This is a genomic window from Mesorhizobium sp. LSHC420B00, from assembly GCF_000503055.1.
Taxonomy (GTDB): Bacteria; Pseudomonadota; Alphaproteobacteria; order Rhizobiales; family Rhizobiaceae; genus Mesorhizobium.
Map to the genome: position 1 here is coordinate 1 of NZ_AYVY01000005.1, position 24430 is coordinate 24430.

Here is a 24430-nt window from a genome sequence, read left to right on the forward strand (position 1 = left end):
GTTTCCGGTGCGCGCGCCGCCGACGCCGTCGTCGTCGCCGAGCCGGAACCCGCTGAATACGTCAAGATTTGCGACGTCTACGGCGCTGGCTACTTCTACATCCCAGGCACCGAAACCTGCCTGCGCATCGGTGGCTATGTCCGCTATGACATCGGCATCGGCGACGTCGGCTCCTTCGACGGTGCGAAGACCACGGACCAGATGGACGGCGGCTCGCAGGATACCTACTACAAGCACGCCCGATTCACGTTGAAGACCTGGACCGGCCAGGAAACCGAGCTCGGCACCTTGAAGACCTACACCGAGACCCGTTTCAACTGGGGTAACCACAACGATTATCTTGATGACAACTTTAACGGCGGTACGAGTGTTTCGCTGAACTTTGCCTGGGTCCAACTCGGTGGTTTGCGCGTCGGCAAAGACGAATCGGCCTTCGACACGTTCATCGGCTACGCCGGCAACGTCATCCAGGATACGCTAGTCCCCTATGGCGGCTTCGACACCAATGTCGTCCAGTACTACTTCGACGCCGGCAACGGCTTCTCGGCCGTGGCTTCGTTGGAAACCGGTTCGGGCAGTGCCGATGCGGATCCTGGCATTTTCCAAGACAGCAACAGCGGCAATGATTCGATCGACAGCTATGTTCCGTATGTGGTCGGCGGTATTAAATACACGCAGGGTTGGGGCTCGATCACCGGTGTTGCCGCCTATGACAGCACTTGGGAAGAGTGGGCCGGCAAGGTTCGCGTCGACGTTACGCCGATACAGAACCTGACACTGTTCGTCATGGCCGGTTACGGTTCGGACGACAACATCGACCGCAACTTCTATAAGCAGTGGGGCGGCAACTGGGCAGTTTGGGGTGGTGGCACCTACACCATCAACGAGAAGACCTCGTTCAACCTCCAAGCATCGGTTGACGACGACAAGAACTACGGCGTCGCCGCGAACATCGCCTACGATATCGTTCCCGGCTTCACGATCACTGCCGAAGTCGATTGGGCTCGCGACGGTCAGTTTGATAAAGCCTACGATCGCAACTGGACCAATGCCGACGACAAGGACAGCGTCGGCGGGATGCTGCGCTTCCAGCGCTCATTCTAACAATCCGAACCTGATTGAGATCGAACCCGGCGGGCCAACCGCCGGGTTTTTCGTATCGGGCGACGCAGCTAACAACTCTCGGTGCATGAATACAGGCTGCCACTGAATACCTATCGCAGGGCTGAGCTGGTCAATTGTAATGCTCGCCGCGCCCGCTTGTCCGAACGTGCAAAAAATGAAGATCTTGGCACGATCTGAAGGGCTGGCCTACAGGATCAACGGATCTCGACAGCAAGTCACCGTCGACCTCGGCCTGCCGAACGCCACCCACTCGTTCAAAGTTCGGCTAGATCTCCCAAGGCGTGAATCAGCGGCTGAATTGTGCTCTCATATTTTTTCCAGCGCTTGACCGATGATGTATAGATCGGCTGCCGCACCTGCCAGCGGCTGGGGGTATTGACCGACCTGTCCTTCTCGAAAAAGCGCAGGCAGGAATCGTCCCAAGGCAAGCCGAGATGATCGATGAGACGGCGCGACTGCGCCTCCTGATCCGCAATCAGCGTCTCGTAGCGGCTTTCGAAAATACGTCCGGGAAAGACCTTATTCCAATGCCGCATCAAGCGATCATATTCACGGTAGTATAGGCCGAGTGTCTCAAGGTCGGCGTTGTAGCCGTGGTCCTTGGTGAAATGCAAGACGAAGCAGGACACGCAATTGTCGATGGCATCGCGCCGGCAATGAATGATGCGCGCGTGGGGAAAAAGAATTCCAATCACTCCGATAAACTCGAAATTGTGCGGCATCTTGTCGACTATGCGGAGCGCGGCAGGCGCGTGCTGGCGCAGATAAGACAGGTATTCTTCGGCCAGCGCCCTCGACTGATCCCTCGTCATCGACATGATCGAACTGCGCAGGTCCTCATCCGATTGTGTTCTAAAGCCCATCGAGTTCGCGATTCGGCGCAGCTTCGTAAGCTCCCCGGCGCCATGGACGTCCGGATGGCTCGCGCAGATCTGCTCGGTCAGCGTCGTCCCCGACCGGGGCATGCCCAGCACAAACACAGGCACTTCGGATGGACTGCCGTGGCCAGCCTTGGCTTCCAATAGTGACGGGCTGAATATCTCGATCATGGAATCGACACTTCGGCGGTAGTACTCCAGGTCGAAATCGTGACCAGCGGCCTTTTTTGCCTTCTGGAAGTGATCCATCGCCTCATCGTAGCGCTCGAGATCGTTCAGCACTTTGCCTGCAGCGTGATGGAGCTGGGATGCAGCAACCGGTTCGAGCCTGGGATTGGAGAGTTCGCGCAGGATAGAGTCGAGCTCGGCAGGTTTTTCGGTGAACTTTTGCGTGTCGACCAGGTAGTTGTAGGCTGCCCCAACATCGACGCGACGTTCTATTGCCTGATTGAGATAGGCTCTGGCTTCGTCCATGCGACCGAGGCTGGCGAGCGCACCAGCCAGACCAATTCGGACCATGGGATGGTCGCCGTTGATCTTCAGTGCCTTCTCGTAAAGGGGCAAAGCCATCTCGGCCTTGTCGAAGTTGACGTAGGCACGCGCCAGTCCGCAAAGCGCTTCCACCAGATCGGGCTTCAATTCGCAGGCGCGCTGCAGGTGCCTGATCGCAAGCAAGCTGTCGCCAAGCTTCAGACCGGCCTCTCCCAGGCTAAGGTGGAAATACGGATTTTGAGGCGTCTGGCTTACTGCTCGTGCAAAATATTTGAGAGCCAACTCATCGTCGATACCGAGCCCCAGCGTGCCGAGGATGTACAGCGAAAGCGGGTGGTTTGGCGTGCGGGCGAGAACGCGATGGCATAACTCCTCGGCCTCTGGAAGCCGCTTGGCTTGCTGGAGTTCGAGCGCCTGTCGCAACAGCATGTCGTCAGCTTGCGCGCGCGACGGCGGTTTCGCTTTCGGCGGCTGCACTTTCGGCGCCGGGCGGGACTTTATGTGTTTGGACCAAGCGGGCGGCAGTCGGTTGCTCATCATGTCTCGCTAGCAAAATGATCTGGGAGAATCCAGCCTGACGTGCCCGCCCGCCGCAGAACTTGGCAGCCAGGCCGGCAGCTTAGTCTAGCAACCGGTGCCCCGCCGCAATTGCAGCCCCAGCCCACAAACCTGGCGATTCAGATCTCGTGGCCCACACAAATGCAAATTGCCGACTGCAATTCCCGAGTCAAATCTCGGCGAGATCACCGAGCGACTGGATCAGCGGCTGGATTGCGCTCTCATAGTTTTTCCAGCGCTTGACAGATGAACTGTAGATCGGTTGCCGAACCTGCCAGCGACTGGCCGTGTTGACCGATCCCTCCTTGTCGAAGAAGCGCAGGCAGGTATCGTCCCAGGGCAATCCAAGATGATCGATCAGACGGCGCGATTGTGCCTCCTGATCCGCAACCAGCGTCTCGTAGCGACTTTCGAAGATGCGTCCGGGAAAAACCTTGTCCCAATGTCGCATCAGGCGATCATATTCACGGTAGTACAGCCCGAGTGTCTGCAGGTCGGCGATGTAGCTGTGTCCCTTGGAGAAATTCTGGAAAAAACACGAGAGGCAATTGTCGATGGCATCGCGACGACAGTGAATAATCCGCACATTGGGGAAGAGAAGCCCTATGAGACCGATCAGTTCGAAATTCCGGGGCATCTTGTCGACGATGCGAAGCGCGGTCGGCGCACGCTCACGAAGATAGGACAGGTGCTCCTCGGCCAGCATTTTGGATAGGTCGGGGGTGATCGGAACGATCGATTGGTCCAAGGTCCGTGCCGAAACCTTCGTGAGGCCGATAGCATTTGCGGCTCGCCTTATCTTTTTCAGCTCTCCGGCGCCATGAACATTCGGGTGGCTCGCGCAAATCTGCTCGGTCAGGGTGGTGCCCGATCGGGGCATGCCCAATACAAACACGGGCACTTCCGACGGGCTTCCATAACCCGCCTTGGCGGCCAACATGTCCGGGTTGAAGAACTCAATCGTGGAGTCGATCCAGCGGCGATAGGTCTCCAGATCGAACTTATAGCCGGCGGCCCGCTTGCCTTTCTTGAAATGATCTATCGCGTCTTCGTAGCGCCCAAGGTCGTTCAGCACTTTGCCGGCAGCGTGATGAAGTGTCGTCACACTGTCCGGGTCAAGCTTTGGCTCACCAAGCTCGCGCAGGATGGACCTAAGTTCGGCCGGCTCCTCGGTGAACTTGCGCGTACGCACAAGCTCATTATAGGCGGCGGGCATAGCGATGCGACGTTCGATCGCCTCCTTCAGATAGATTTTGGCTTCATCCATGCGACCAAGACCGGTGAGTGCGCTGGCAAGCCCCGTCCGAACGCGGGGATGATCGCGGTTGATCTTGAGCGCTCTCTCGTAAACCGGCACAGCCATGTCAGCCTTGTCGAATTCGACGTAGGCGCGCCCCAATGCGCAAAGCGCCTCCACCAAATCGGGCTTCAACTCCAGAGCGTGCTGGATGTGCGTGATTGCGGGCGAATATTCGCTTACCCTCAGATAAGCTTCACCCAGACTAAGGTGATAATAGGGGTTTCGGGGCTCCACGCCGACGGCTCGCGCCAAATATCGCAGGGCCATTTCATCGTCGAGCCCGATGAATAGCGTGCCCATGATATACAAAGCCAAGGGATGGTTGGGCGTGCGCTCCAGCACGCGACGGCACAGTTCCCGAGCCTCGGCCAACCGCTTGGCCTGCTGCAAGCCATACGCCTGTTTCAGCAGCGCATCGTCGGCCTGCACGCGCGTCAATGGTTTCGCCTTCGGCGGTTCCACTTTCGGCGCCGGGTGGGACTTTATATGCTTGGACCAGGCGGGCGGCAGTCGGTTCCTCATCATGTCTCGCTAGCAAAATGATCCGCGAGAATCCAGCCTGACCGTCGCCGCCGTTCGTGGAACTTGCGCAGGCCCAGCCGGCAGGCTAGCAAAGAAGGCCCTTTTTGAACGAGCCTTTGCCATGCGCCCTCCCCTTACGCCGCTCATCGACGCGCTTCCCTCTACGGTGCCGTTTGTCGGCCCTGAGGCGCAGGAGCGTGATCGCGGCCGCGGCTTTCGCGCCCGCATCGGCGCCAATGAGAGCAGCTTTGGCCCCTCGCCGCGGGTCGTTGCCCGCATGGCCGAGATTGCCGGCGACATGTGGATGTATTGCGACCCCGACAATCACGATTTGAAGGTAGCCGTGGCCCGACATCTCGGTGTCGGCGCCGAAAACGTCGTCGTCGGCGAAGGCATAGACGGGCTGCTCAGCCTGGTGGCGCGCATGTATGTGGCGCCCGGCGACGCGGTGGTGACCTCGCTCGGCGCCTACCCGACCTTCAACTTTCACGTCGCCGGCGTCGGCGGCCGGCTGGTCGCAGTGCCCTACGAGAACGACCGAGAAAACCTCGACGGCCTGCTGGCGGCAGTGGCCAGGGACAAGGCGCCGCTGGTCTATCTGTCCAACCCGGACAATCCGATGGGCAGTTGGTGGGAAGCGGCCGAGCTCAGCCGCTTCCTCGAGGCCTTGCCGGAGACCACAATGCTGGTGCTCGACGAGGCGTATGGCGAATTAGGGCCAGCCTCAGCGATGCCGCCGATCGATGTGGCGCGGCCGAACGTCATCCGCATGCGCACCTTCTCCAAGGCCTATGGGCTAGCCGGCATACGCTGCGGCTACGCGGTGGCCGAAGCCCAGGTGATTCGCGACTTTGAGAAGATACGCAACCATTACGGCGTCAGCCGCATGGCGCAGATCGCCGGCGTCGAGGCGCTTGCCGATCAGGCATGGCTGGAGAGCGTGGTGGCGCGGGTCGCCGCCGGCCGCCGGCGCATCGCCGGAATAGCCGAGGCGAACGGGCTGAAGCCGCTGGCTTCGGCGACCAATTTCGTCACCATCGAGTGCGGCCGCGACGGCGCTTTCGCGCTGAAGGTGCTGCAGGCGCTGTTGTCGCGCGACGTGTTCATCCGCAAGCCGATGGTGCCAGTGCTCGATCGCTGCATCCGGGTCAGCGTCGGCCTCGATCACGAGCTCGACATTTTTGCCGAGGAACTGCCGGGCGCACTGGCCGCAGCGCGGGGGAATTGAGGCGCCAAAAGGGGCGACGGAGCACCACGACCTCCAGTACCGCCGCTACTTCTCCCCACCACCAAGCAGGCGCGTGACCCGTTTCAAGGCGTCCGATAATTCGGCAGCCGCGTCATCGGCGAGGCTGGCCGTCAGCCGGGCGAGATCGCGATCCGTCGCAGCCTGAAGCCTGGCGAGTTCCGCACTTCCGCGAGCGGTTAGCGACAGGATGCGTCTGCGCCGATCGGCTGGGTCAGTGCGTATCTCGGTCAGGCCAGCGGCGGCGAATCTCCTCAGTATGCGTGTGACATAGGCCGGATCGAGCCGGAGTTCGGCGGCGATTTCGGAGGCTGCCGGTCCGAGACCGAGGTGGAACGCCCGTGCCAGAAACCCAGCCTCACCGCCGCTATTGGCGGCAGCGCGGAATCGGTCGCCCAATTCGAACAGCAGCCGCGCCTCGCCCAGCGTATAGGCGCTGTGCGTCAAGGTCAGGTCGAGCAGCCCGATCAGGCGCGTGTAGAAGCGATTGAAGCAACGTATCTCCGCGACAAGGGCATTCCGATCGGCCGGCATGTCGACCTCCTTCGGGGGAAGACCGCTCCCGTCGAACTATGATCGCCTATTATTTGACTTACTCAATCATTTGATGGAGCACGCCGCCTGTCTCGCAATGCGAAGCTGGCGAACCGCGACCGGGAGAGACCTTCGATCCACGCTGCGCGGTTGAATTTGCATGGCGATGCGCCAGACTCGACTCAAAGGATGGAGAGCGCGATGAACGACCGGACGGTGCAGGTACGCATATATGGCAAGGTGCAAGGCGTCAGCTATCGGGTCTGGGCGCGGCGCGAGGCGTCTGGACTTGGCCTTGCCGGTTGGGTGCGCAACGAAATTGACGGCTCGGTGACAGCCTTGATTGCAGGGGCCGATGCGGCGGTCTCGACAATGATCGAACGGCTTCGGCAAGGGCCGCCAGGGGCAGCGGTTTCGAAAGTTGACGTCGAGGAGATCGAGGCACGCGACATGTCCGCGGGTTTCAGGATTGTTGCCTAGAAAGGCATGATCCTGCTCATTCGCTTCCATCGCACAAAATCTCCAGGGTGCAGATAGAGCAAACCTGAAGCCATTGCCTTACCCGAACACACTCCTTGAATTAATTGAACGTTTGTTTTATTGTTCTGAAAAGGCGGCTTGTCATGGCGCGTACGACCGGTTCCGACGGAGAGAAGACCGAAGCTGCGGTCCGCGAGGCGGCGGTCAGCCTGATTGCGCGTCTCGGCTACGAGGCGATGTCGATGCGCCAGCTGGCGGCCGAGGTCGGCGTCCAGGCAGCGGCGCTTTACCGCTATTTCCCGACCAAGCAGGACCTTCTGTTCACGCTGATGCGCGAGCATATGGAAGGCCTGATCGAGGCGTGGCGCACAACACGCCCTGTCGGCGCCGATCCGGCAGCGCGGCTCGCCGCCTATGTCGAAAACCACATCGCTTTCCACGTCGAACGCCGCCATTCCACCCATGTCTCGAACATGGAGCTGCGCAGCCTGTCGCACGAAAGACTCACGCAGATCCTGCGCATGCGCACCGCTTACGAGAAGGAGCTGCGCGCCATTCTGCGCGACGGCGTCGAAGCGGGCTTGTTCAGCGTCGAGGACACCGGGCTCACCGCCATGGCGCTGATCCAGATGATGACCGGCGTCATCGTGTGGTTCCGGCCGGGCGAACGGCTGTCGATCGCCGAAGTCACCGCTACATATCTAGCAATGACAATGCGCCTTGCTGGAGCAAAGAGCGATGGCGCGAGGACGAGCCACGGCACCGTGCGTCCATTCGAGCGCGCAAAGGACGCTGTAGCACTTTGATTTCGCGCATGATCCCGATTTCGGGGTCGTGCGCCGGGAGGAACGGCATGTACACGCAGACGCTCAACTTCGGGCTTGACGAAGACATCGAGGCGCTGCGCGATCTGGTGCGGCGCTTCGCCCAGGAGAAAATCGCGCCGATAGCCGCCGAGATCGACCGCTCGAACGAATTCCCGGCACATCTGTGGGCGGAGCTCGGCGGGCTCGGCCTGCTCGGCATCACCGCCGATCCCGATTTCGGCGGCAGCGGCATGGGCTACCTCGCCCATGTCGTGGCGATGGAGGAGATTTCGCGCGCCTCGGCCTCGGTCGGCCTCTCTTACGGCGCCCATTCCAACCTCTGCGTCAATCAGATCAACCGCTGGGCGACGCAGGCGCAGAAAGAAAAATATCTGCCTTCGCTCTGCAGCGGCGAAAAGGTCGGGGCACTGGCGATGTCGGAATCGGGTGCCGGCTCAGATGTCGTGTCGCTGCGCCTGCGCGCCGAAAAGCGCAATGATCGCTACGTGCTCAACGGCACCAAAATGTGGATCACCAACGGGCCGGATGCCGAGACGCTGGTCGTCTACGCCAAGACCGATCCGGAACTCCATTCGCGCGGCATCACCGCTTTCATCGTCGAAAAGGCTTTTGCCGGTTTTTCCGTTGCGCAAAAGCTCGACAAGCTCGGCATGCGCGGCTCGAACACCGGCGAGCTGGTGTTCGAGGATGTCGAAGTGCCGTTCGACAATGTGCTGCACGAGGAAGGGCGCGGCGTCGAGGTGCTGATGTCGGGCCTCGACTACGAACGCGCCGTGCTGGCCGGCGGCCCGATCGGGCTGATGGCTGCGTGCCTCGACGTGGCGATACCTTACGTGCACGAACGCAAGCAGTTCGGCCAGCCGATCGGCGAATTCCAGCTGGTGCAAGGCAAGCTCGCCGACATGTATGCGACGATGAATGCGGCGCGTGCTTACGTCTATGCCGTAGCCGCCGCCTGCGATCGCGGTGAGACGACGCGCAAGGACGCCGCCGGGTGCGTGCTGTTCGCCGCCGAAAAGGCGACGCTGATGGCGCTCGACGCCATCCAGCTTTTGGGCGGCAACGGCTACATCAACGATTACCCTACCGGCCGGCTGCTGCGCGACGCCAAGCTCTACGAGATCGGCGCCGGCACCAGCGAAATCCGTCGCTGGCTGATCGGGCGGGAAATCATGGCGGAGGGCGCCTAATGGCATTCTTTTGAGATTTGCCAGAAGCCGCACGATATGGCATACTTCTGGACATATGCCATAAATACAAGCGAGACGGACCATGGCGGGCAGAACGGGAAAGTCCGGATTTGATGAAGATCCGCAAGCACAGTTCGATGCTGGCGCTCGCAAAACGCGGCTTCGGGTTCCGGCGAAACGCGAGCGCGTCAAGCTTGGCGAGGGCGGGCGCTTCGTCATCCCTGCTGCGATGCGCGAGGAGATGGGCGTGAAGCCTGGCGAGGACATGATCCTTCATGTCGAAAACGGCGAGTTGCGGGTAAGATCGTGGCTGCAGAATCTGCGACGCGTTCAGGCCGAATTGTCGGCGCTGAAACAGCCCGGTGAAAGCGTCGTCGACGAATTTCTGAAGGAGCGGCGGGAAGAGCAGCGTCGAAGCGACAAGCGTCTCGACCGGCTTCACGCCGAAGGGACGACAGGAAAGCGGGTGAAATGAAGCCCTACGTCATGGACAGTTCGGCGGCGCTCGCAATCCTGCTCAACGAGCAAGGCACCGAGAATGCTTTGGGGTTCGCGCCGGATGCACAATGCAGTTCAGTCAATGCGGCCGAGATCATTGCCAAGCTGATCGACAAGGGACGCAGCTTGGAACAGGCTGCCGACGACCTCGGAAGTCTCGGCATGCCGATCGCCGTTTTCGACCAAGCGATGGGCATCGCCGCCGGCCAGCTTCGCCAACTGACGCGGCATCGCGGCTTGTCGCTGGGCGATCGGGCCTGCCTGGCGCTGGCGATTCGCGAGAACGCCATTGCCGTCACCGCCGATCGCGACTGGGGCGACCTGGATGTCGGCTGCAAGATCGAGCTGATCCGGTAGCGCCATGGCCCCCCTCACCTCGCAGATCTCGCCCGTCTCCGATATTTTCCGCGCCAATGCCGAGCGCATGCGGGCGCTGGTCGCCGATATTGCGGAAAAGGCTGCTACGGTCGAACACGGCGGCTCGGAGGAAGCGCGTGAGCGGCATGTTTCGCGCGGCAAGCTCCTGCCGCGGCAACGTCTTGCCCAATTGCTCGATACCGGCTCGCCCTTCCTCGAGATCGGCCAGTTCGCGGCGTGGTCGATGTATGGCGAGGACATCTCCTCGGCCGGCCTCATCGCCGGCGTCGGCCGCGTCGAAGGCACCGAAGTCATGGTCGTCGTCAATGACGCCACGGTGAAGGGCGGCACCTATTATCCACTGACGGTGAAGAAGCATCTGCGTGCACAGGAGATCGCATTGCAGAACAATCTGCCTTGCGTCTATCTGGTCGACAGCGGCGGCGCCAATCTGCCCAATCAGGACGAGGTGTTTCCCGACCGCGATCATTTCGGCCGCATCTTCTACAACCAGGCCAACATGTCGGCCGCCGGCATTCCGCAGATCGCCTGCGTCATGGGTTCATGCACGGCCGGCGGCGCCTATGTGCCTGCGATGTCGGACGAGACAATCATGGTGCGCAACCAGGCGACCATCTTTCTCGGCGGGCCGCCGCTGGTGAAAGCGGCCACCGGCGAGGACGTCACCGCCGAGGACCTCGGTGGTGCCGACGTGCACACAAGGCTTTCCGGCGTTGCCGATCACTATGCGCTCGACGACGAGCATGCGCTGGCAATATGCCGGCGTATCGTCAAAAACCTGAATCGGAACAAGACTGTAAGCCTGGCCCTGAAGAAATCGATCCCACCGCTTCACGATCCACATGAACTCTACGGCATCGTACCGACGGATCTGCGCCAGCCTTACGACGTGCGCGAGGTGATCGCCCGCATCGTCGACGGCTCCGAGTTCGATGAGTTCAAGCAGAATTACGGCACCACGCTGGTCACCGGTTTTGCCCATCTCAACGGCATGCCGGTCGGCATCGTCGCCAACAATGGCGTGCTGTTTTCGGAAAGCGCGCTGAAGGGCGCGCACTTCATCGAACTGTGCTGCCAGCGCAAGATCCCGCTGGTCTTCCTGCAAAACATCACCGGTTTCATGGTCGGGCGAAAATACGAGGCCGGCGGCATCGCCAAGGATGGCGCCAAGCTGGTCATGGCGGTCGCAACGGCCAAGGTGCCGAAGGTGACCGTGATCATCGGCGGCTCGTTCGGCGCCGGCAATTACGGTATGTGCGGACGCGCCTATTCGCCACGCTTCCTGTGGATGTGGCCGAATGCCCGCATCTCGGTGATGGGCGGCGAACAGGCAGCAACGGTGCTGGCCGTGGTCAAGCGCGAAGGCATCGAGCGCAAGGGTGGCGAGTGGAGCGCCGAAGAGGAAGCAAAATTCAAGAAGCCGATCCTGATGAAGTACGAGCATGAAGGTCACCCGTTCTATTCGTCGGCAAGGCTCTGGGACGACGGCATCATCGATCCGGCGAAGACCCGCGAGGTGCTGGCGCTAAGCCTGTCGGCCGCGCTGAACGCCGGGATCGAGGAGACCCGGTTCGGCGTGTTCAGGATGTGAGATGAGCGAAATCGACCAGAGGATTCGCGTTCACACCGGCGACATCACGAAGCTGGCGGTCGATGCAATCGTCAACGCCGCCAACACCTCGCTTCTCGGCGGCGGCGGCGTGGACGGCGCCATCCACCGGGCGGCCGGCCCCGAGCTTGAGTTCGAATGCCGGATGCTGAATGGCTGCAAGGTTGGCGAGGCAAAACTCACCAAGGGCTACAGGCTGCCGGCACACTACATCATCCACACGGTCGGACCGGTCTGGCAAGGCGGCAGCAAAGGAGAGGCCGAGCTGCTCGCCTCCTGCTATCGCCGGTCACTCGAAATCGCCGCCGCAAAGGACTGCCGGACGGTGGCGTTTCCAGCGATCTCGACCGGTGTCTACCGCTATCCTAAGGATCAGGCGACGCAAATTGCTGTCGGTGCCGTGAGTGCCTTCATCGGCCAGAACATCGTTCCGGAAACCGTCATTTTCTGCTGCTTCGACGAGCCGACGGCCGAACTGTATCAGCGGGTCGTTGCTGCACTCGGCAGGGTGTGACCCTGCGCGGGCGACGAACCCGTCCACACCTCCAGACCATTTTTTTGCTTCTTCATCTGGCCAGCCGAAAGAATTACGGCTATTGGTCATCGCAAATACCAATGGGGATTGGGCGAAGATGAAACGGCGGCTTTTCAAGGAAACAACTGCGTCTATACTTGCGGGGTTGCTTATATTAGCGACGCCTGGCGTCAGTGCAGCGGCGTCGCTGGCTGGGAAAGTCGGCGACAAGCGTTCCTTCGTGTATCTCCCTCAGCAAGGCTCGGAAGGCAATTGCAGGCAGGCCTACAACGCCTATGTGGCTGCGGCCGGTCATTCCGCCTACGCATCGACCATCACCGGAGCAAGGGTCCTGTATTTCGTCTGCGGCGTGCACATTAACGCACCGTCCCAGAAGGCTGCCGAAGCGCTCGCGCTTAAGTCATGCGAATCCGGTCGCAAGAAGTTCAAAGTGGACATGGTCGGCGGCTGCGGCGTAGTCGCTTCCAAGTAGCTTTCGGCATCAAAGGGCCAGATAGCAATGGGGGATAGGGCGAAGATGAGACTTCAGCTTTTTCAGAAAACAACTGTATCCATATTTGCAGGGTTGCTCGTGTTGGGGGCGCCCGGTATCGGAGCAGCGGAGTCGCTGGCGGGAAGCAAGGGCGACAGCCGCTATCCCGTCTATTTCGCACCTGGCTCGACGGGAGGCTGTCAGAAGGCATACAGGGCCTATGTGGCGACCGGCAGCCATTCCGCTTATGCGTCGACTCCATTCAATTGGGCGACCGAGTTCATGATTTGCGCGCGTGCAAATGCAACGTCGCAAAAGGCTGCAGAGGCGCAGGCGCTGAAATCCTGCCAGTCAGCCAAGAGGAGCTACAAGGTCACAACCGCGGGAGCTTGCAGCATCGCTGCCTCCAAGTAGGAGATGCTGTTGGCGTTCGCTCTTCCAGGGGGAAAAATGACACCGAGACACGTCAAAAGTACAATCGCTTCGATACTTGCCGGCTTTCTTGTATTCACGGCACCTGGCATAGGAACGGCGGAATCGCTGGCGGGAAGCAAGGGCGAGACCCGTTTCTACCCCTATTTGCCGAAGAATCCGAAGGATCCATGCACCATGGCTTACAAGGCCTATGTAGCGGCCGGTGGCCATTCGGCCTATGCAAGCACTCCGTATTCCCGGGTGCGTTCGCTGTACATCATATGCGGCTCGCGCTTGAATGCACCATCACAGCAAGCTGCCGAAGAGTTGGCGTTAAAATCCTGTCAGGCCACCCGCAACAGTTATAAGGTTACGACAGGCGGAGGCTGCGAAATAGCCGCCTCCAAATAGCTGAATATCTGCCAGTCTTGGGTTTTTCAAATGGGTTGGGCAATGAAATCTTTATCCATCAGGCGAGCAACCATATTGGTACTTGCACTGTTCGTGGCCTCTGCACCGAATATTGGCGCCGCCGAATCGCTAGCTGGAAGCAAGGGCGACGTCCGTTTCTACCCGTATTTGCCGGCAACCGCGGATCGGCCGTGTACCAAGGCATATAAGGCGTATGTGGCGGCCAGCGGCCATTCAGCCTATGCGACCACTCCGTATTCCAGAGTGCGTTCGTTGTACATCATGTGCGGCTCGCGCTTGAATGCGCCCTCGCAAAAGGCTGCCGAGGATATGGCTATGAAATCCTGCCAGGCCACCCGCAGCCATTACAAGGTCACGACCGGTGGAGCTTGCGAAATCGCGGCCTCCAAGTAGGCAGGCCTCGCTTGCCTATCCTTTGACGGCCAGATTACAAAGCGGGGTATTGCCGCAGCTCGCGTGAAGAGAATTCGCGCCGTTGGCGGCGAGCTCTGCCTGTGGAGGCCCGATGTTCGCCAAGATCCTGATCGCCAACCGTGGCGAGATCGCCTGCCGGGTGGTCCGCACGGCACGCAGGATGGGTGTGCGCAGCGTCGCCGTCTATTCTGACGCCGACGCTCGCGCCTTGCATGTCGAGACGGCGGACGAGGCGGTGCATATCGGTCCCTCGCCTGCCGGCGAAAGCTATCTGCGGGGTAACAAGATCATCGCGGCGGCCTTGGCCACGGGTGCCGAGGCCATTCATCCGGGCTACGGCTTTCTCTCGGAAAATCCCGACTTCGTCGACCAGGTGGTCGCGGCGGGGCTGATCTTCATCGGGCCGTCGGCGGCCTCGATCCGCGCCATGGGATTGAAGGACGCGGCTAAGCGGCTGATGGAAAAGGCCGGCGTGCCGGTGGTGCCGGGCTATCATGGCGAGGCGCAGGAGATCGTGTTGCTCGCCTCCAAGGCGCGCGAGATCGGCTACCCCGTATTGATCAAGGCGCGCGCCGGTGGCGGCGGCAAGGGCATGCGGCGCGTCGAGCATCCCGATGATTTTTCGGAAGCACTGTCTGGCGCGCGGCGCGAGGCGAAGGCCGCCTTCGGTGACGACCGCGTTTTGGTGGAAAAATATGTCGACAAGCCGCGCCACATCGAAGTGCAGATATTCGGCGACAGTTTCGGCAATGTCGTGCACCTCTACGAGCGCGACTGCTCGGCGCAACGCCGCCACCAGAAGGTGATCGAGGAGGCGCCTGCCCCCGGCATGACGCCGGCGTTGCGCAAGGCGATGACCGAGGCGGCGGTGAAGGCCGCCAAGGCAATCCACTATTCCGGCGCCGGCACCATCGAGTTCATCGTCGATGCCTCGCAAGGTCTGAAGGCCGACCGTTTCTGGTTCATGGAAATGAACACCCGCCTGCAGGTCGAGCACCCGGTCACCGAAATGGTCACCGGCATCGACCTGGTCGAGTGGCAGTTGCGGGTGGCCTCCGGCGAAAAACTGCCGAAGACGCAGAGCGAGGTCGCGCTCTCCGGCCACGCCTTCGAGGCGCGCATCTATGCCGAGGACGCAGCAAGAGGGTTTTTGCCGGCGACCGGCACCTTGCACCATTTAAAATTTCCGCAACCGGCGCCCGAAGGTGCGAGCATGCGCATCGAAACCGGTGTGCGCGCCGGCGATGCGATCTCGCCGTTTTACGATCCGATGATCGCCAAGCTGGTCATCCATGGCAAGGACAGGCGGACGGCGCTCACGGCACTCGGCGCGGCGCTGTCGCAGACCGAAATCGCCGGCTCGACGGTCAACACCGCCTTTCTTGCCGCGCTGGCCGCTGATGCGGATTTTGCGGCGGGCGATGTCGATACCGACCTGATCGCCAGGCATCAGCAGGCGCTGACGGCGGTTCCGCCGCCGAGCGGTGAGACGATTGCCGCTGCGGCACTTGCCGCGTCTGGTGCGGGCGACTTGCCGTCCTCCGACGATCCCTGGTCGTCACTGGCCGGCTATGCGCATTTCCACGCGGTGGCGCGGCGCACGCTGCTGAGATTTGGCGAGCAGGGGATCGTCGCGCGCGTATCGGTGCGGCCGGACGGGCGGTTCGAGGTGGCGCTGGATGCCCCCTATGACAGCGCCAATTCGCATGATCTCCGCGCCGCGCCTCGCCTCGCCCGCTGGCCGGGCCACGTCACGGTCTTCGAAGGCGCCATCGGCTACGGTTTTGCCGTGCCGGATCCGCTGGCGCGGGCCGACGAAGCCGCAGCCGCTTCCGGCAGCCTGCGCGCGCCAATGCCGGGACTGGTCAAATTGGTTCGTGCTGGCAAAGGCGAGGCCGTGATCAAGGGGCAGCCGCTGCTGATCCTGGAGGCGATGAAGATGGAGCACACCATTGCCGCCCCCCATGACGGGGTAATCGCCGAAATCGCTGCCGAAGGCGCGCAGGTCACCGACGGAACCGTGCTGGTTCGCTTTGCCGAGGAACCACAGCTGACTGCTGTTTCCCTATCCACGAAGTGACCTCGAACGCGTCACAAAGGCATCGCCAAGAACAACATGGCCGGGTTTGACCCCGGCCATGTTCGATTACACCAGCGCAGCTTGCGGCGCCGCGGCCATTACGGCTGGATCGGGGCGTATTTGCCGTCGTGCCACTGGTTGATGTCGTAGCTGGCGTTCTTGAGGTCGCCTTTCTCGTCGAAGGTGACCGGACCGACAACCGTGCTGATCGGCTGGCCGTTCTTCAACGCTTCAGCGACCTTGGCCGGGTCGTCGCTGCCGGCGCGCTTGATGCCTTCGGCGAAGGCCTGGATCACCGCATAGGAAAACAGCGTGAAGCCCTCCGGCACGAAGCCGCCGGCCTTGATCTTGGCGATGGCTTCCCTGGCTTCGGGCTTCGCCTGCGGATCCGATGGGAAGACGAACATGGTGCCTTCACCGGCCGGACCGGCAACCTGCCAGAATTCCGGCGAAGCGATCGAGTCCGGCATGATCAGCTGGAACTTGAGGTTCTGCTCCGCCGACTGGCGCAGGATGAGGCCCGCTTCGGGATGATAGCCGCCGAAATAGACGACATCAGCTTTCAGCTCCTTGAGCTTGGTAACAAGCGCGGAGTAGTCCTTCTCGCCGGCGTTGATGCCCTCGTAGAGGATCTCCTTGAGACCGTTCTGGTTCATCGTTGCCTTGACGGCATCGGCCACACCCTGCCCATAGGCGCTCTTGTCGTGCATGATGACGACGTTCTTGCCGGCATATTTCTTGGCGATCCATGGACCGATGAAAGCGCCCTGCGCATCGTCGCGCGTATAGAGGCGCATGATCGTCGGCCAGCCGGCCTTCGCCGCTGCGTCGGTCAGCACCGGGTTCGAGGAAGCCGGACTCATCATCAGCGCACCGGCTTCGGCGTAGACAGCGGAGGCCGGGATGCTGGAGCCCGAGCAGGCATGGCCATCGATGAACTTGACACCATTGGCGATGATGCGGTTCGCGACCGAAACTGCCTGCTTCGGATCGCACTGGTCATCCTCGATGTCGAGCTTGATCTGGCGGCCGTCGACGCCGCCCGCCGCGTTGATCGCGTCGGTGGCGGCTTGCGCGCCCTGCTTGAACTGGTCGCCGATGGTGGCAAGCTGACCGGTCATCGGTCCGACCACCGAAAAGGTGATGTCGTCGGCGAAGGCGACCGGCGCGGTCATCATCAGGCCAAATATGGCGGCGCTCAAAATACTGAATTTCTTCATGGTGACACAACTCCTCCACTCTCGCGCGACCGTCCCGGCCGCGCCTCTTCCAGAGTGGCGGGAGAATTTCATCCTTCACCGGAGCTGTCTAGGCGCATCGTCGGCACTCGATTGGGCCTGCAACACGCGGTCCCAAAGACAAAGCCGCGCCAGCCTTGTTCCGGCCGGTCGCGGCTTTTGCCATCGAGCTTCCCAACGCATCGGCGCCAGGAACCGCTCGCCTTCCCTGTCTATTGCACAGCTCGCTGCCGTGTTCTTGATCTTGTTAGCCCAGCCGTCTTGCGCGGCCTTGATTTTTCGGGCCTAACCGTCTGCGCGGCTTTGACCCGAAGCGTCCCTGTCGTGAACTCAGTACCCCGTGAAGTCGACGTTGACGAATTCAGTGCATCGTCATCCATTCGCGGGCTTCGCGGAGCGCCTTGGCGATCTCGACCTTCGACATGGCGGCCGACAATTCAGAGCGCAGTTCCGCGGCGCGGGCCGAACCCTTGATCGCGGCGATATTGAACCATTTGTGGGCGGCGACGACATCGGTCTCGCAATCGCGGCCGGTCGCATACATCATGCCCAACTCGAAAAGAATATCGGCCTGGGCAGTTGCCCCCATGGCGCCGAAGCCGGCTTCAAGCATTTCAAAACGTGCCATTTCAAATCCCCTGTTCTGGCTCCCGAGAGGTGTCTCCGTCTGTCCCTCGGTGTCCTTGACTACCTTCGGGGCGGCTCTCTTTCGATGCTTTCGAGAATGCCGCGGAGGCTTGAATCCGTCGTTAAATGGCGTGCTTAATTTGAGGAAAACAAAGCTAAAACAAGAGGTAAACGCGAAAATTCGTTAAGGATACAAAGCCAGCAATCGCGCCGGTTTGCACAAAATTTGAAGAAAACTTGCGAGGCGCGGATCAAGACTCCGCTAACCACGGAACACAAAGACGTGTGCGGCCCGTTTCATTTTTCGCCGGCGCGGCCGTTCGGGAGCGGGCAAAAACCCGCAACCCTTCCGTCGCGGCACCGCTTTTGTTTTTCCGAGAGCTGGACTAGCTTACGTTTGCGTAAGGGGCAGACGGCCGGGGCGGAGCCCGATTGACTTGCCTGAGGGAGGAGAGACATGTTTCGACAAGTGAGCCTGGCCCTCGCGGCCGCAATAACGATGACCGGCGCGGCATGGGCCGATCCGATCGAAGGCAATTGGAAAACGCAAGCCGGATCGACTGCCGCCATTTCGGGTGGCGGCGGGGCATTTTCGATTACGCTCAAATCCGGCAAATTTGCCGGCAAGAACATCGGTTCACTGAAGGTGGCCGGCGACAACAAATATGCCGGCACGATAACCGACCCGGAAACCGACAAGACCTATTCGGGCAAGGCGTCGCTTTCCGGCAGTTCGCTCAAGATGAGCGGCTGCGTGCTCGGCGGGCTGATCTGCAAGAGCCAGACCTGGCACAAGCTCTGATCGTGCCCTTCCTGCCGTGGTGAGCGGGACCAGTCGGCCCCGTTTTCATTTTATCGGTCTCGCAGCCACGGCGTCGCCATCGGTCGCTGCTTTTCAAGGCAGCCCGCCCAGAGATCATCAACCATTTTGAACCCCAGATGAACGCCGGCATCAGAGCCGGTTCAGCCGGGGCAAGGCATTGTCATGCGTGTTGAAGGAGACACCGCGCAATGCTTGCCCGCCGCTTCACCATCGTCTGCCTGCTGATGAGCCTGTTCGGCATGTTGTTCGCTGTCCTTGTCGCCGAAGCCGGCCGTCCGGCCCGCGCCTGGGATGTCGCCATCTCCTGCCGGCTCGGTTGCCCGAACCAGCTTCGCCACTGAACCCGACAGCGAGAATCTAGAAAACCACGCCATGACCCACCTCACCGCCAACTTCCTCAAGACCCTTCGGCTTCTGCCGCGGACGGCGCTCATCCTGATGCTTCTGGCGGCCCCGGTCCTGGCCGTGCCGACGATGCGCGCCGATGCCGGTTCGACCATCGAGGCGCCTGCGCTGAGGAAGTCCGGCGTCGGCTTTGTGCTGCTGGTCAGCCTGCGGCGCGGTTAAATCGCTGGAAAGAAAACGCCAACAGGCGTTCTGAGATCGCCTTACCCCCTCCCAACTGCGCGCCCAACTCTCTATATTGGGTCATGGAAAAGCGAATCTATCCCCAAGCCATTGAATCGGTCGTCACGCCGGAGCCGTTTGGCCGACAGAGCTTCAACGACGCCAGGAAGGCGGTCGCCGCCCTGCAGGTGCTTTACGACCGCAATACCAAGTTCCTGCGCGATTCATTTGCCGCGCTCGCCGCGGGCGGCGACAACAACAAACGCTACCGGGCCTTCTATCCGGAGATCGGCGTCACCACGAGTTCGTTCACCCAGATCGACTCGCGGCAGGCCTATGGCCACATGCCGACGCCGGGGCATTTCTCGACCACCGTCACCCAGCCTGCCCTTTTCGAAAGCTATCTCACCGAACAGCTTCGGCTGATCATGCGCAACCACGGCGTTCCGGTCACGGTTTCGGAATCGACCACTCCCGTCCCGCTGCATTTCGCCTTTCTCGAAGGCACGCATGTCGACGGCACTGCTGCCGAGCGCATTAAACGGCCGATCCGTGACCTGTTCGACGTGCCGGATCTCGACGGCACCGACGACCAGATCGCCAACGGCACGTTCGAAGTGGCATTGGGCGAGGCACGGCCGCTGGCACCGTTCACCGCGCAACGGATCGACTATTCGCTGCATCGGATGTCGCATTACACCGCGACCAGTCCCCAGCATTTCCAGAACTTCGTGCTGTTCACCAATTACCAGTTCTATATCGACGAATTCGTCGCCCGTGCACGCGATTTGATGGCCAATGGCGGTGACGGATACGTCGAGTTCGTCGAGCCGGGCAATATTGTGACCAAAGTCGGGGACAGCGCGCCCGGTGAGGGTGCCGCGCCGCCTCGCCTGCCGCAGATGCCGGCCTATCATCTGAAGAAGCCGAACCATGGCGGCATCACCATGGTCAATATTGGCGTTGGCCCTTCCAACGCCAAGACGATCACCGACCATATCGCGGTGCTCCGGCCGCATGCCTGGGTGATGCTCGGCCATTGCGCCGGTCTGCGCAACACGCAGGCGCTGGGGGATTATGTGCTGGCGCATGCGTATGTACGGGAAGACCATGTCCTCGACGACGACCTTCCGGTCTGGGTGCCGATTCCGCCGTTGGCTGAAATCCAGGTGGCGCTGCAGGAAGCGGTCGCCGAGGTCACCGGGCTTTCCGGCTACGACCTCAAGCGCATCATGCGCACCGGCACCGTCGCCACCATCGACAACCGCAATTGGGAGCTGCGCGACCAGCGCGGGCCGGTGCAGCGGCTGTCGCAGTCGCGGGCGATCGCGCTCGATATGGAATCGGCGACGATCGCCGCCAACGGCTTTCGCTTCCGGGTGCCCTATGGCACGCTGCTTTGCGTCTCCGACAAGCCCCTGCATGGCGAATTGAAGCTGCCTGGCATGGCGACCGAATTCTACAAGCGGCAAGTGGCGCAGCATTTGACCATCGGCATCAGGGCGATGGAGAAGCTGGCCGAAATGCCGATGGAGCGGCTGCATTCGCGCAAGCTCAGGAGCTTTTCGGAAACTGCCTTCCAGTAGCTGCCGATCGCATGTGTCGGTCCACGGCAGGACGTTTCGTCATCTTGATTGAGCCGCATTTCTGCCGATAGACAAAGCGATGGCACGTGTTCGAGACATGACGGTTGCACTGGCGTTCGTCGCAATGCTTGCACTCTCGGTCGCGCTGGTGGCCGGGTTCTTCGGATCGCTGCATCCGGCCTTCGATTCTTTTGCTCATTTCCGCGTTCATTTTGCCTTCTTGATGGCGCTTTGCGCGCTGCCGCTGCTCGCCACCTCGTTTCGCCTGCAGGCCGCCGCCGGATTGCTGTTTGCGGTGGCCGCCTTTGCCACCACGTCGAATGCCTTGCCGCTTTCGCGGCTATGGCAGGTGCAGGCCGCCTACGACGCCAGGCCCGGCGGCGAGGCGGTCTACCGCCTGCTGCAGATAAACCTCAGGTTCAACAATCCAACGCCTGAGAAGGTGCTGTCGCTGATCGGCCGGACCCAGCCTGATGTGATCACCCTCGATGAGGTGTCCGAAATGTGGAAGGCAAAGCTTGGGCTGCTGTCCGGCGCTTATCCCTACCGGATCCTCTGCCCGTATCCCAATGGCGTGTTCGGCGTTGCGCTGCTGTCCAGACGACCGTTTGCCGCGGGCACAGAGCCGCACTGCGACAGCCGCGGCGCGATGGCAATCGCTACGGTCGATTTCGGCGGAACCGACGTCGATGTCGCCGCCATCCACCTCACCTGGCCATGGCCGCACAACCAATCACGGCAGATTGACGGACTGTCGAACGAAATCGTCTCGCTTGGCGAGACGTCGATCCTGGCGGGCGACTGCAACGCAGCGCCATGGAGCGCCGCTGTCCGGCGCGTCGCATCGCTTGGCAAGCTGACTGTAATGCCATCGGTCGGGCCGACCTGGCTCTACAGAAAGCTGCCGGATTTCCTGCGCTTCGCCGGACTGCCGATCGACCAGGTTTTCAGCAAGGGCGCTATCGCCATCCGTTCGGCGTCGACCCTTGGGGACACCGGCTCAGACCATCTGCCGGTGCTGGTGGAATTTTCGCTGCGCTCGGGTGGACAAGAGCCGCTCGACGAGCACCAGACGGCGACCGCATTTGCGGCGCTGCCTGGCGGGGCCCGAAGCTGAAAATCCGCAGTCCAATCTCTACCCTGGCTTATTATTGGCCCACAAAAGCGCGGATGAGGTGCTCGACGGGGCCGCCGTCGCGATGCTCGCGCGCATCGAAGGCCTTCTGCTTTGCTTCATATTCGGCATAGATGGCATTGATCCGGCGCTTTGCCTCGCGACGTGCCTCGAAACAGTGCGGGTCATCACCGACTGTCGACCCTCGAACCGACTTTTCGGTGGCCCGCATCATCTGTCTGGCGATGCGGCCATGGGTCTCTTCATGGGCGCGGACGCCAGCGAAGAACCGCTTCCACCGCTTCTGCAGTGCCGGCGACGTGGCTGAGGCTAGTTTGGGATAGGTATAGAAGAGATTGAGCGTCCCGTTGGCCTGGCGCAGGCGGCAGACGCCGTTTTCCGTATAGGCGTCGAAGGTCCAATCATCGACGCTGTAGCCGGTCTGCGCGATGGCGTGGGTCATGAAGCCGTGCTTCGGCCCACTGCGATCCATGGCCTCGATCAGGGCCGCGCCGGTGGTTCCGGCAATGTTATAAGTTCGTGTCTTGACCAATACTTTAGTGTCGGCCAAGGCTAAAGGGGTGCACAACGCCCCGATCGCCACAGCGCTCGTCAGAACTGCCAGACGCATTTTCCTTCCTCCCTGTCGTCACAGAAAGGAAACACAGGCAGGCGGTCTATTCAACAATCCTATGGTTGCGCTGCTCCTCATCTTGTTTGGTCCGGAGCAAACCTTGTGACTTACATGTTCTGGTAGACCGGGCCCTCGCCGCCCTGTGGCGGCACCCAATTTATGTTCTGGTTCGGGTCCTTGATATCGCAAGTCTTGCAGTGCACACAGTTCTGCGCGTTGATGACGAAGCGCACATCCTTGGCCGCAGGATCGGCGGCGGCATTGCCGTCCTTGTCGACCCATTCGTAGACGCTAGCCGGGCAGTAACGCGTCGAGGGCCCGGCATAGACGTCATGTTCGGAGCGCTTCTGCAGGTCCATGTCGGCGACGAGCAGATGCACCGGCTCGTTTTCCTCGTGGTTGGTGTTGGACAGGAACACCGACGACAGCCGGTCGAAGGTCAGCACCCCGTCCGGCTTCGGATAGGCGATCTTCTGGTGCGCGGCGGCCGGTTCCAGCGTCGCGTAGTCGGCCTTGCCGTGCTTNTCGGCATCGTCACCTCACTCATTGGCATCCCGTTCTTCATCTAGTCGGCCTTGCCGTGCTTCATCGTGCCGAAGGGCGAGAAGCCGAACAGCGTGTTCAGCCACATGTCGAGCCCGCCAAGGCCGACGCCGACAATGGTGCCGAAGCGCGTCCATAGCGGCTTGACGTTGCGCACTTTCTTCAGATCCTTGCCGATGTCGGTGGCGCGCCAGGCGGCCTCGTAGGAGGCCAGCTCGTCATTGGCGCGGCCGGCGGCTATCGCATCACAGACATGCTCGGCGGCCAGCATTCCGGAGAGCACGGCATTGTGCGAGCCCTTGATGCGCGGCACGTTGACGAAGCCGGCCGCGCAGCCGATCAGCGCACCGCCGGGGAAGGACAGTTTCGGCACCGACTGCCAGCCACCTTCGGTGATGGCGCGGGCACCATAGCCCAGCCGCTTGGCGCCCTCGAAGGTGCCGCGGATCGCCGGATGGGTCTTGAAGCGTTGGAACTCGTCAAAGGGCGACAGATAGGGGTTCTTGTAGTTCAGGTGAACGACGAAGCCGACTGCCACCTGATTGTCCTCGAGATGGTAGAGAAAGGAGCCGCCGCCGGTCTTCATATCGAGCGGCCAGCCGAAGGAATGCTGGACAAGGCCCGGCCGGTGGTTTTCCGGTTTGACCTGCCAGAGTTCCTTGAGGCCGATGCCGTATTTTCCGGGCTCACGACCGTCGGAAAGGTGATATTTGGCGATCAGTTGCTTGGCCAGCGAGCCGCGCGCGCCCTCGCCGATCAAGACATATTTGCCCATCAGCGCCATGCCCGGCGCAAAGCCCGGGCCGTGCGTGCCGTCCTTCTCGACGCCCATGTCGCCGGTGACGACGCCGGTGACCGCACCGGCCTCGTTGTAGAGCAGGCCGACCGCGGCAAAGCCCGGATAGATCTCGACGCCCAGCGCCTCGGCCTTTGTCGCCAGCCAGCGGCAGACATTGCCGAGCGAGACGACATAGTTGCCGTGATTGTTCATCAGCGGCGGCATCAGGATATTGGGCAGACGGAACGAACCGGCGGGGCCGAGAACCAAGAAATGGTCGTCGGTGACCGGTGTCCTGAAGGGATGACCCTCCTCTTCGCGCCAACCCGGCAACAGCCGGTCGATGCCGATCGGATCGACGACGGCGCCGGACAGGATGTGCGCGCCGACTTCGCCGCCCTTTTCCAGCACGACAACGGAAAGCTCGGGATTGACCTGCTTGAGACGGATCGCGGCGGCGAGGCCGGCCGGGCCGGCGCCGACGATGACCACGTCGAATTCCATGCTTTCGCGTTCGATATCGCTCATCGACCCCT

25 protein-coding genes and 1 pseudogene are annotated in these 24430 nt (G+C 61.4%); 19 read left to right on the forward strand and 7 right to left on the reverse strand.

Features of this window, described 5'->3' with window-relative positions; all coding sequences use genetic code 11:
- On the forward strand, positions 1-1104 hold a 1104-nt coding region (locus tag X760_RS50440), incomplete at its 5' end, for a porin (RefSeq protein WP_023718348.1).
- Between the two features lie 275 nt (positions 1105-1379).
- Here the strand turns inward: X760_RS50440 and X760_RS50445 are convergent.
- Both X760_RS50445 and X760_RS50450 read right to left on the reverse strand, forming a co-directional pair.
- Positions 1380-3032, reverse strand: coding sequence for a sulfotransferase (locus tag X760_RS50445; RefSeq protein ID WP_023718349.1), 1653 nt, complete (start codon positions 3030-3032; stop codon positions 1380-1382).
- 190 nt (positions 3033-3222) lie between these two features.
- Positions 3223-4875, reverse strand: a complete 1653-nt coding sequence (locus tag X760_RS50450; protein WP_023718350.1) for a sulfotransferase — start codon at positions 4873-4875, stop codon at positions 3223-3225.
- A gap of 121 nt (positions 4876-4996) precedes the next feature.
- Here X760_RS50450 and X760_RS50455 point away from each other — a divergent pair, with 121 nt between their 5' ends.
- A complete protein-coding gene (locus tag X760_RS50455) occupies positions 4997-6103 on the forward strand; it encodes a pyridoxal phosphate-dependent aminotransferase (RefSeq protein ID WP_023718351.1) in 1107 nt (368 codons plus the stop codon).
- A gap of 45 nt (positions 6104-6148) precedes the next feature.
- On the opposite strand, the gene X760_RS50460 is transcribed toward X760_RS50455, so the two are convergent.
- The gene (locus X760_RS50460; RefSeq protein WP_023718352.1) at positions 6149-6655 is read right to left on the reverse strand and encodes a MarR family transcriptional regulator; all 507 of its coding nucleotides are present in this window, start codon (positions 6653-6655) and stop codon (positions 6149-6151) included.
- Positions 6656-6856: 201 nt separating this feature from the next.
- Here X760_RS50460 and X760_RS50465 point away from each other — a divergent pair, with 201 nt between their 5' ends.
- From X760_RS50465 to X760_RS50520, 12 genes are all read left to right on the forward strand, one after another.
- Positions 6857-7135 carry an acylphosphatase gene (locus X760_RS50465; protein ID WP_023718353.1) on the forward strand — a complete coding sequence of 93 codons (279 nt, stop codon included), beginning with the start codon at positions 6857-6859 and terminating at the stop codon, positions 7133-7135.
- Between the two features lie 143 nt (positions 7136-7278).
- Positions 7279-7941: a TetR/AcrR family transcriptional regulator gene (locus X760_RS50470; RefSeq protein WP_023718354.1), complete on the forward strand. Its 663-nt coding sequence runs from the start codon at positions 7279-7281 to the stop codon at positions 7939-7941.
- 47 nt (positions 7942-7988) lie between these two features.
- The gene (locus X760_RS50475; protein ID WP_023718355.1) at positions 7989-9152 is read left to right on the forward strand and encodes an isovaleryl-CoA dehydrogenase; all 1164 of its coding nucleotides are present in this window, start codon (positions 7989-7991) and stop codon (positions 9150-9152) included.
- A gap of 82 nt (positions 9153-9234) precedes the next feature.
- Positions 9235-9627 (forward strand): AbrB/MazE/SpoVT family DNA-binding domain-containing protein, encoded by a 393-nt coding sequence (locus tag X760_RS50480; protein ID WP_023718356.1) that lies wholly within the window; start codon positions 9235-9237, stop codon positions 9625-9627.
- Positions 9624-10007, forward strand: coding sequence for a type II toxin-antitoxin system VapC family toxin (locus tag X760_RS50485; protein WP_023718357.1), 384 nt, complete (start codon positions 9624-9626; stop codon positions 10005-10007). The genes X760_RS50480 and X760_RS50485 overlap by 4 nt, the downstream gene beginning before the upstream one ends.
- A gap of 4 nt (positions 10008-10011) precedes the next feature.
- Positions 10012-11619 carry a carboxyl transferase domain-containing protein gene (locus X760_RS50490; RefSeq protein WP_023718358.1) on the forward strand — a complete coding sequence of 536 codons (1608 nt, stop codon included), beginning with the start codon at positions 10012-10014 and terminating at the stop codon, positions 11617-11619.
- A 1-nt stretch (position 11620) separates the two neighbouring features.
- Complete coding sequence (locus X760_RS50495; protein WP_023718359.1) at positions 11621-12151, forward strand: O-acetyl-ADP-ribose deacetylase; 531 nt, start codon at positions 11621-11623, stop codon at positions 12149-12151.
- Positions 12152-12269: 118 nt separating this feature from the next.
- A complete protein-coding gene (locus tag X760_RS50500) occupies positions 12270-12644 on the forward strand; it encodes a hypothetical protein (RefSeq protein WP_023718360.1) in 375 nt (124 codons plus the stop codon).
- Between the two features lie 45 nt (positions 12645-12689).
- Positions 12690-13058, forward strand: a complete 369-nt coding sequence (locus tag X760_RS50505) for a hypothetical protein (protein ID WP_023718361.1) — start codon at positions 12690-12692, stop codon at positions 13056-13058.
- Positions 13059-13094: 36 nt separating this feature from the next.
- On the forward strand, positions 13095-13469 hold the full coding sequence (locus X760_RS50510) for a hypothetical protein (protein ID WP_023718362.1): 375 nt from the start codon (positions 13095-13097) through the stop codon (positions 13467-13469).
- Between the two features lie 42 nt (positions 13470-13511).
- Positions 13512-13883, forward strand: coding sequence for a hypothetical protein (locus X760_RS50515; protein ID WP_023718363.1), 372 nt, complete (start codon positions 13512-13514; stop codon positions 13881-13883).
- Positions 13884-13995: 112 nt separating this feature from the next.
- Entirely contained in the window at positions 13996-15984 is a 1989-nt protein-coding gene (locus X760_RS50520; protein ID WP_023718364.1) for an acetyl/propionyl/methylcrotonyl-CoA carboxylase subunit alpha, read from the forward strand.
- A gap of 98 nt (positions 15985-16082) precedes the next feature.
- Here the strand turns inward: X760_RS50520 and X760_RS50525 are convergent, their stop codons facing one another.
- Together X760_RS50525 and X760_RS50530 are read right to left on the reverse strand one after the other, a co-directional pair.
- A complete protein-coding gene (locus X760_RS50525) occupies positions 16083-17204 on the reverse strand; it encodes a branched-chain amino acid ABC transporter substrate-binding protein (protein ID WP_023718365.1) in 1122 nt (373 codons plus the stop codon).
- 379 nt (positions 17205-17583) lie between these two features.
- Positions 17584-17850 (reverse strand): sel1 repeat family protein, encoded by a 267-nt coding sequence (locus X760_RS50530; protein WP_010915070.1) that lies wholly within the window; start codon positions 17848-17850, stop codon positions 17584-17586.
- 456 nt (positions 17851-18306) lie between these two features.
- Here X760_RS50530 and X760_RS50535 point away from each other — a divergent pair, with 456 nt between their 5' ends.
- From X760_RS50535 to X760_RS50550, 5 genes are all read left to right on the forward strand, one after another.
- Positions 18307-18651 carry a DUF2147 domain-containing protein gene (locus X760_RS50535; RefSeq protein ID WP_023718366.1) on the forward strand — a complete coding sequence of 115 codons (345 nt, stop codon included), beginning with the start codon at positions 18307-18309 and terminating at the stop codon, positions 18649-18651.
- Between the two features lie 209 nt (positions 18652-18860).
- On the forward strand, positions 18861-19013 hold the full coding sequence (locus tag X760_RS77160; protein WP_023718367.1) for a hypothetical protein: 153 nt from the start codon (positions 18861-18863) through the stop codon (positions 19011-19013).
- 31 nt (positions 19014-19044) lie between these two features.
- Positions 19045-19239, forward strand: coding sequence for a hypothetical protein (locus X760_RS50540; RefSeq protein WP_023718368.1), 195 nt, complete (start codon positions 19045-19047; stop codon positions 19237-19239).
- A gap of 83 nt (positions 19240-19322) precedes the next feature.
- A complete protein-coding gene (locus X760_RS50545; RefSeq protein ID WP_023718369.1) occupies positions 19323-20825 on the forward strand; it encodes an AMP nucleosidase in 1503 nt (500 codons plus the stop codon).
- A 79-nt stretch (positions 20826-20904) separates the two neighbouring features.
- A complete protein-coding gene (locus tag X760_RS50550) occupies positions 20905-21942 on the forward strand; it encodes an endonuclease/exonuclease/phosphatase family protein (RefSeq protein ID WP_023718370.1) in 1038 nt (345 codons plus the stop codon).
- A gap of 31 nt (positions 21943-21973) precedes the next feature.
- On the opposite strand, the gene X760_RS50555 is transcribed toward X760_RS50550, so the two are convergent.
- Positions 21974-22570: a DUF922 domain-containing protein gene (locus X760_RS50555; protein WP_023718371.1), complete on the reverse strand. Its 597-nt coding sequence runs from the start codon at positions 22568-22570 to the stop codon at positions 21974-21976.
- A 110-nt stretch (positions 22571-22680) separates the two neighbouring features.
- A pseudogene (locus tag X760_RS50560) lies at positions 22681-24422 on the reverse strand (electron transfer flavoprotein-ubiquinone oxidoreductase).
- Between the last annotated feature and the right edge of the window lie 8 nt (positions 24423-24430).

What these genes read in the sequence shown, in the direction of transcription:
- X760_RS50445 (WP_023718349.1), bottom strand. Translation starts at nt 3,032, where the DNA reads ATGAGCAACCGACTGCCGCCCGCTTGGTCCAAACACATAAAGTCCCGC.
- X760_RS50450 (WP_023718350.1), bottom strand. Translation starts at nt 4,875, where the DNA reads ATGAGGAACCGACTGCCGCCCGCCTGGTCCAAGCATATAAAGTCCCAC.
- X760_RS50455 (WP_023718351.1), top strand. Translation starts at nt 4,997, where the DNA reads ATGCGCCCTCCCCTTACGCCGCTCATCGACGCGCTTCCCTCTACGGTG.
- X760_RS50460 (WP_023718352.1), bottom strand. Translation starts at nt 6,655, where the DNA reads ATGCCGGCCGATCGGAATGCCCTTGTCGCGGAGATACGTTGCTTCAAT.
- X760_RS50465 (WP_023718353.1), top strand. Translation starts at nt 6,857, where the DNA reads ATGAACGACCGGACGGTGCAGGTACGCATATATGGCAAGGTGCAAGGC.
- X760_RS50470 (WP_023718354.1), top strand. Translation starts at nt 7,279, where the DNA reads ATGGCGCGTACGACCGGTTCCGACGGAGAGAAGACCGAAGCTGCGGTC.
- X760_RS50475 (WP_023718355.1), top strand. Translation starts at nt 7,989, where the DNA reads ATGTACACGCAGACGCTCAACTTCGGGCTTGACGAAGACATCGAGGCG.
- X760_RS50480 (WP_023718356.1), top strand. Translation starts at nt 9,235, where the DNA reads ATGGCGGGCAGAACGGGAAAGTCCGGATTTGATGAAGATCCGCAAGCA.
- X760_RS50485 (WP_023718357.1), top strand. Translation starts at nt 9,624, where the DNA reads ATGAAGCCCTACGTCATGGACAGTTCGGCGGCGCTCGCAATCCTGCTC.
- X760_RS50490 (WP_023718358.1), top strand. Translation starts at nt 10,012, where the DNA reads ATGGCCCCCCTCACCTCGCAGATCTCGCCCGTCTCCGATATTTTCCGC.
- X760_RS50495 (WP_023718359.1), top strand. Translation starts at nt 11,621, where the DNA reads ATGAGCGAAATCGACCAGAGGATTCGCGTTCACACCGGCGACATCACG.
- X760_RS50500 (WP_023718360.1), top strand. Translation starts at nt 12,270, where the DNA reads ATGAAACGGCGGCTTTTCAAGGAAACAACTGCGTCTATACTTGCGGGG.
- X760_RS50505 (WP_023718361.1), top strand. Translation starts at nt 12,690, where the DNA reads ATGAGACTTCAGCTTTTTCAGAAAACAACTGTATCCATATTTGCAGGG.
- X760_RS50510 (WP_023718362.1), top strand. Translation starts at nt 13,095, where the DNA reads ATGACACCGAGACACGTCAAAAGTACAATCGCTTCGATACTTGCCGGC.
- X760_RS50515 (WP_023718363.1), top strand. Translation starts at nt 13,512, where the DNA reads ATGAAATCTTTATCCATCAGGCGAGCAACCATATTGGTACTTGCACTG.
- X760_RS50520 (WP_023718364.1), top strand. Translation starts at nt 13,996, where the DNA reads ATGTTCGCCAAGATCCTGATCGCCAACCGTGGCGAGATCGCCTGCCGG.
- X760_RS50525 (WP_023718365.1), bottom strand. Translation starts at nt 17,204, where the DNA reads ATGAAGAAATTCAGTATTTTGAGCGCCGCCATATTTGGCCTGATGATG.
- X760_RS50530 (WP_010915070.1), bottom strand. Translation starts at nt 17,850, where the DNA reads ATGGCACGTTTTGAAATGCTTGAAGCCGGCTTCGGCGCCATGGGGGCA.
- X760_RS50535 (WP_023718366.1), top strand. Translation starts at nt 18,307, where the DNA reads ATGTTTCGACAAGTGAGCCTGGCCCTCGCGGCCGCAATAACGATGACC.
- X760_RS77160 (WP_023718367.1), top strand. Translation starts at nt 18,861, where the DNA reads ATGCTTGCCCGCCGCTTCACCATCGTCTGCCTGCTGATGAGCCTGTTC.
- X760_RS50540 (WP_023718368.1), top strand. Translation starts at nt 19,045, where the DNA reads ATGACCCACCTCACCGCCAACTTCCTCAAGACCCTTCGGCTTCTGCCG.
- X760_RS50545 (WP_023718369.1), top strand. Translation starts at nt 19,323, where the DNA reads ATGGAAAAGCGAATCTATCCCCAAGCCATTGAATCGGTCGTCACGCCG.
- X760_RS50550 (WP_023718370.1), top strand. Translation starts at nt 20,905, where the DNA reads ATGGCACGTGTTCGAGACATGACGGTTGCACTGGCGTTCGTCGCAATG.
- X760_RS50555 (WP_023718371.1), bottom strand. Translation starts at nt 22,570, where the DNA reads ATGCGTCTGGCAGTTCTGACGAGCGCTGTGGCGATCGGGGCGTTGTGC.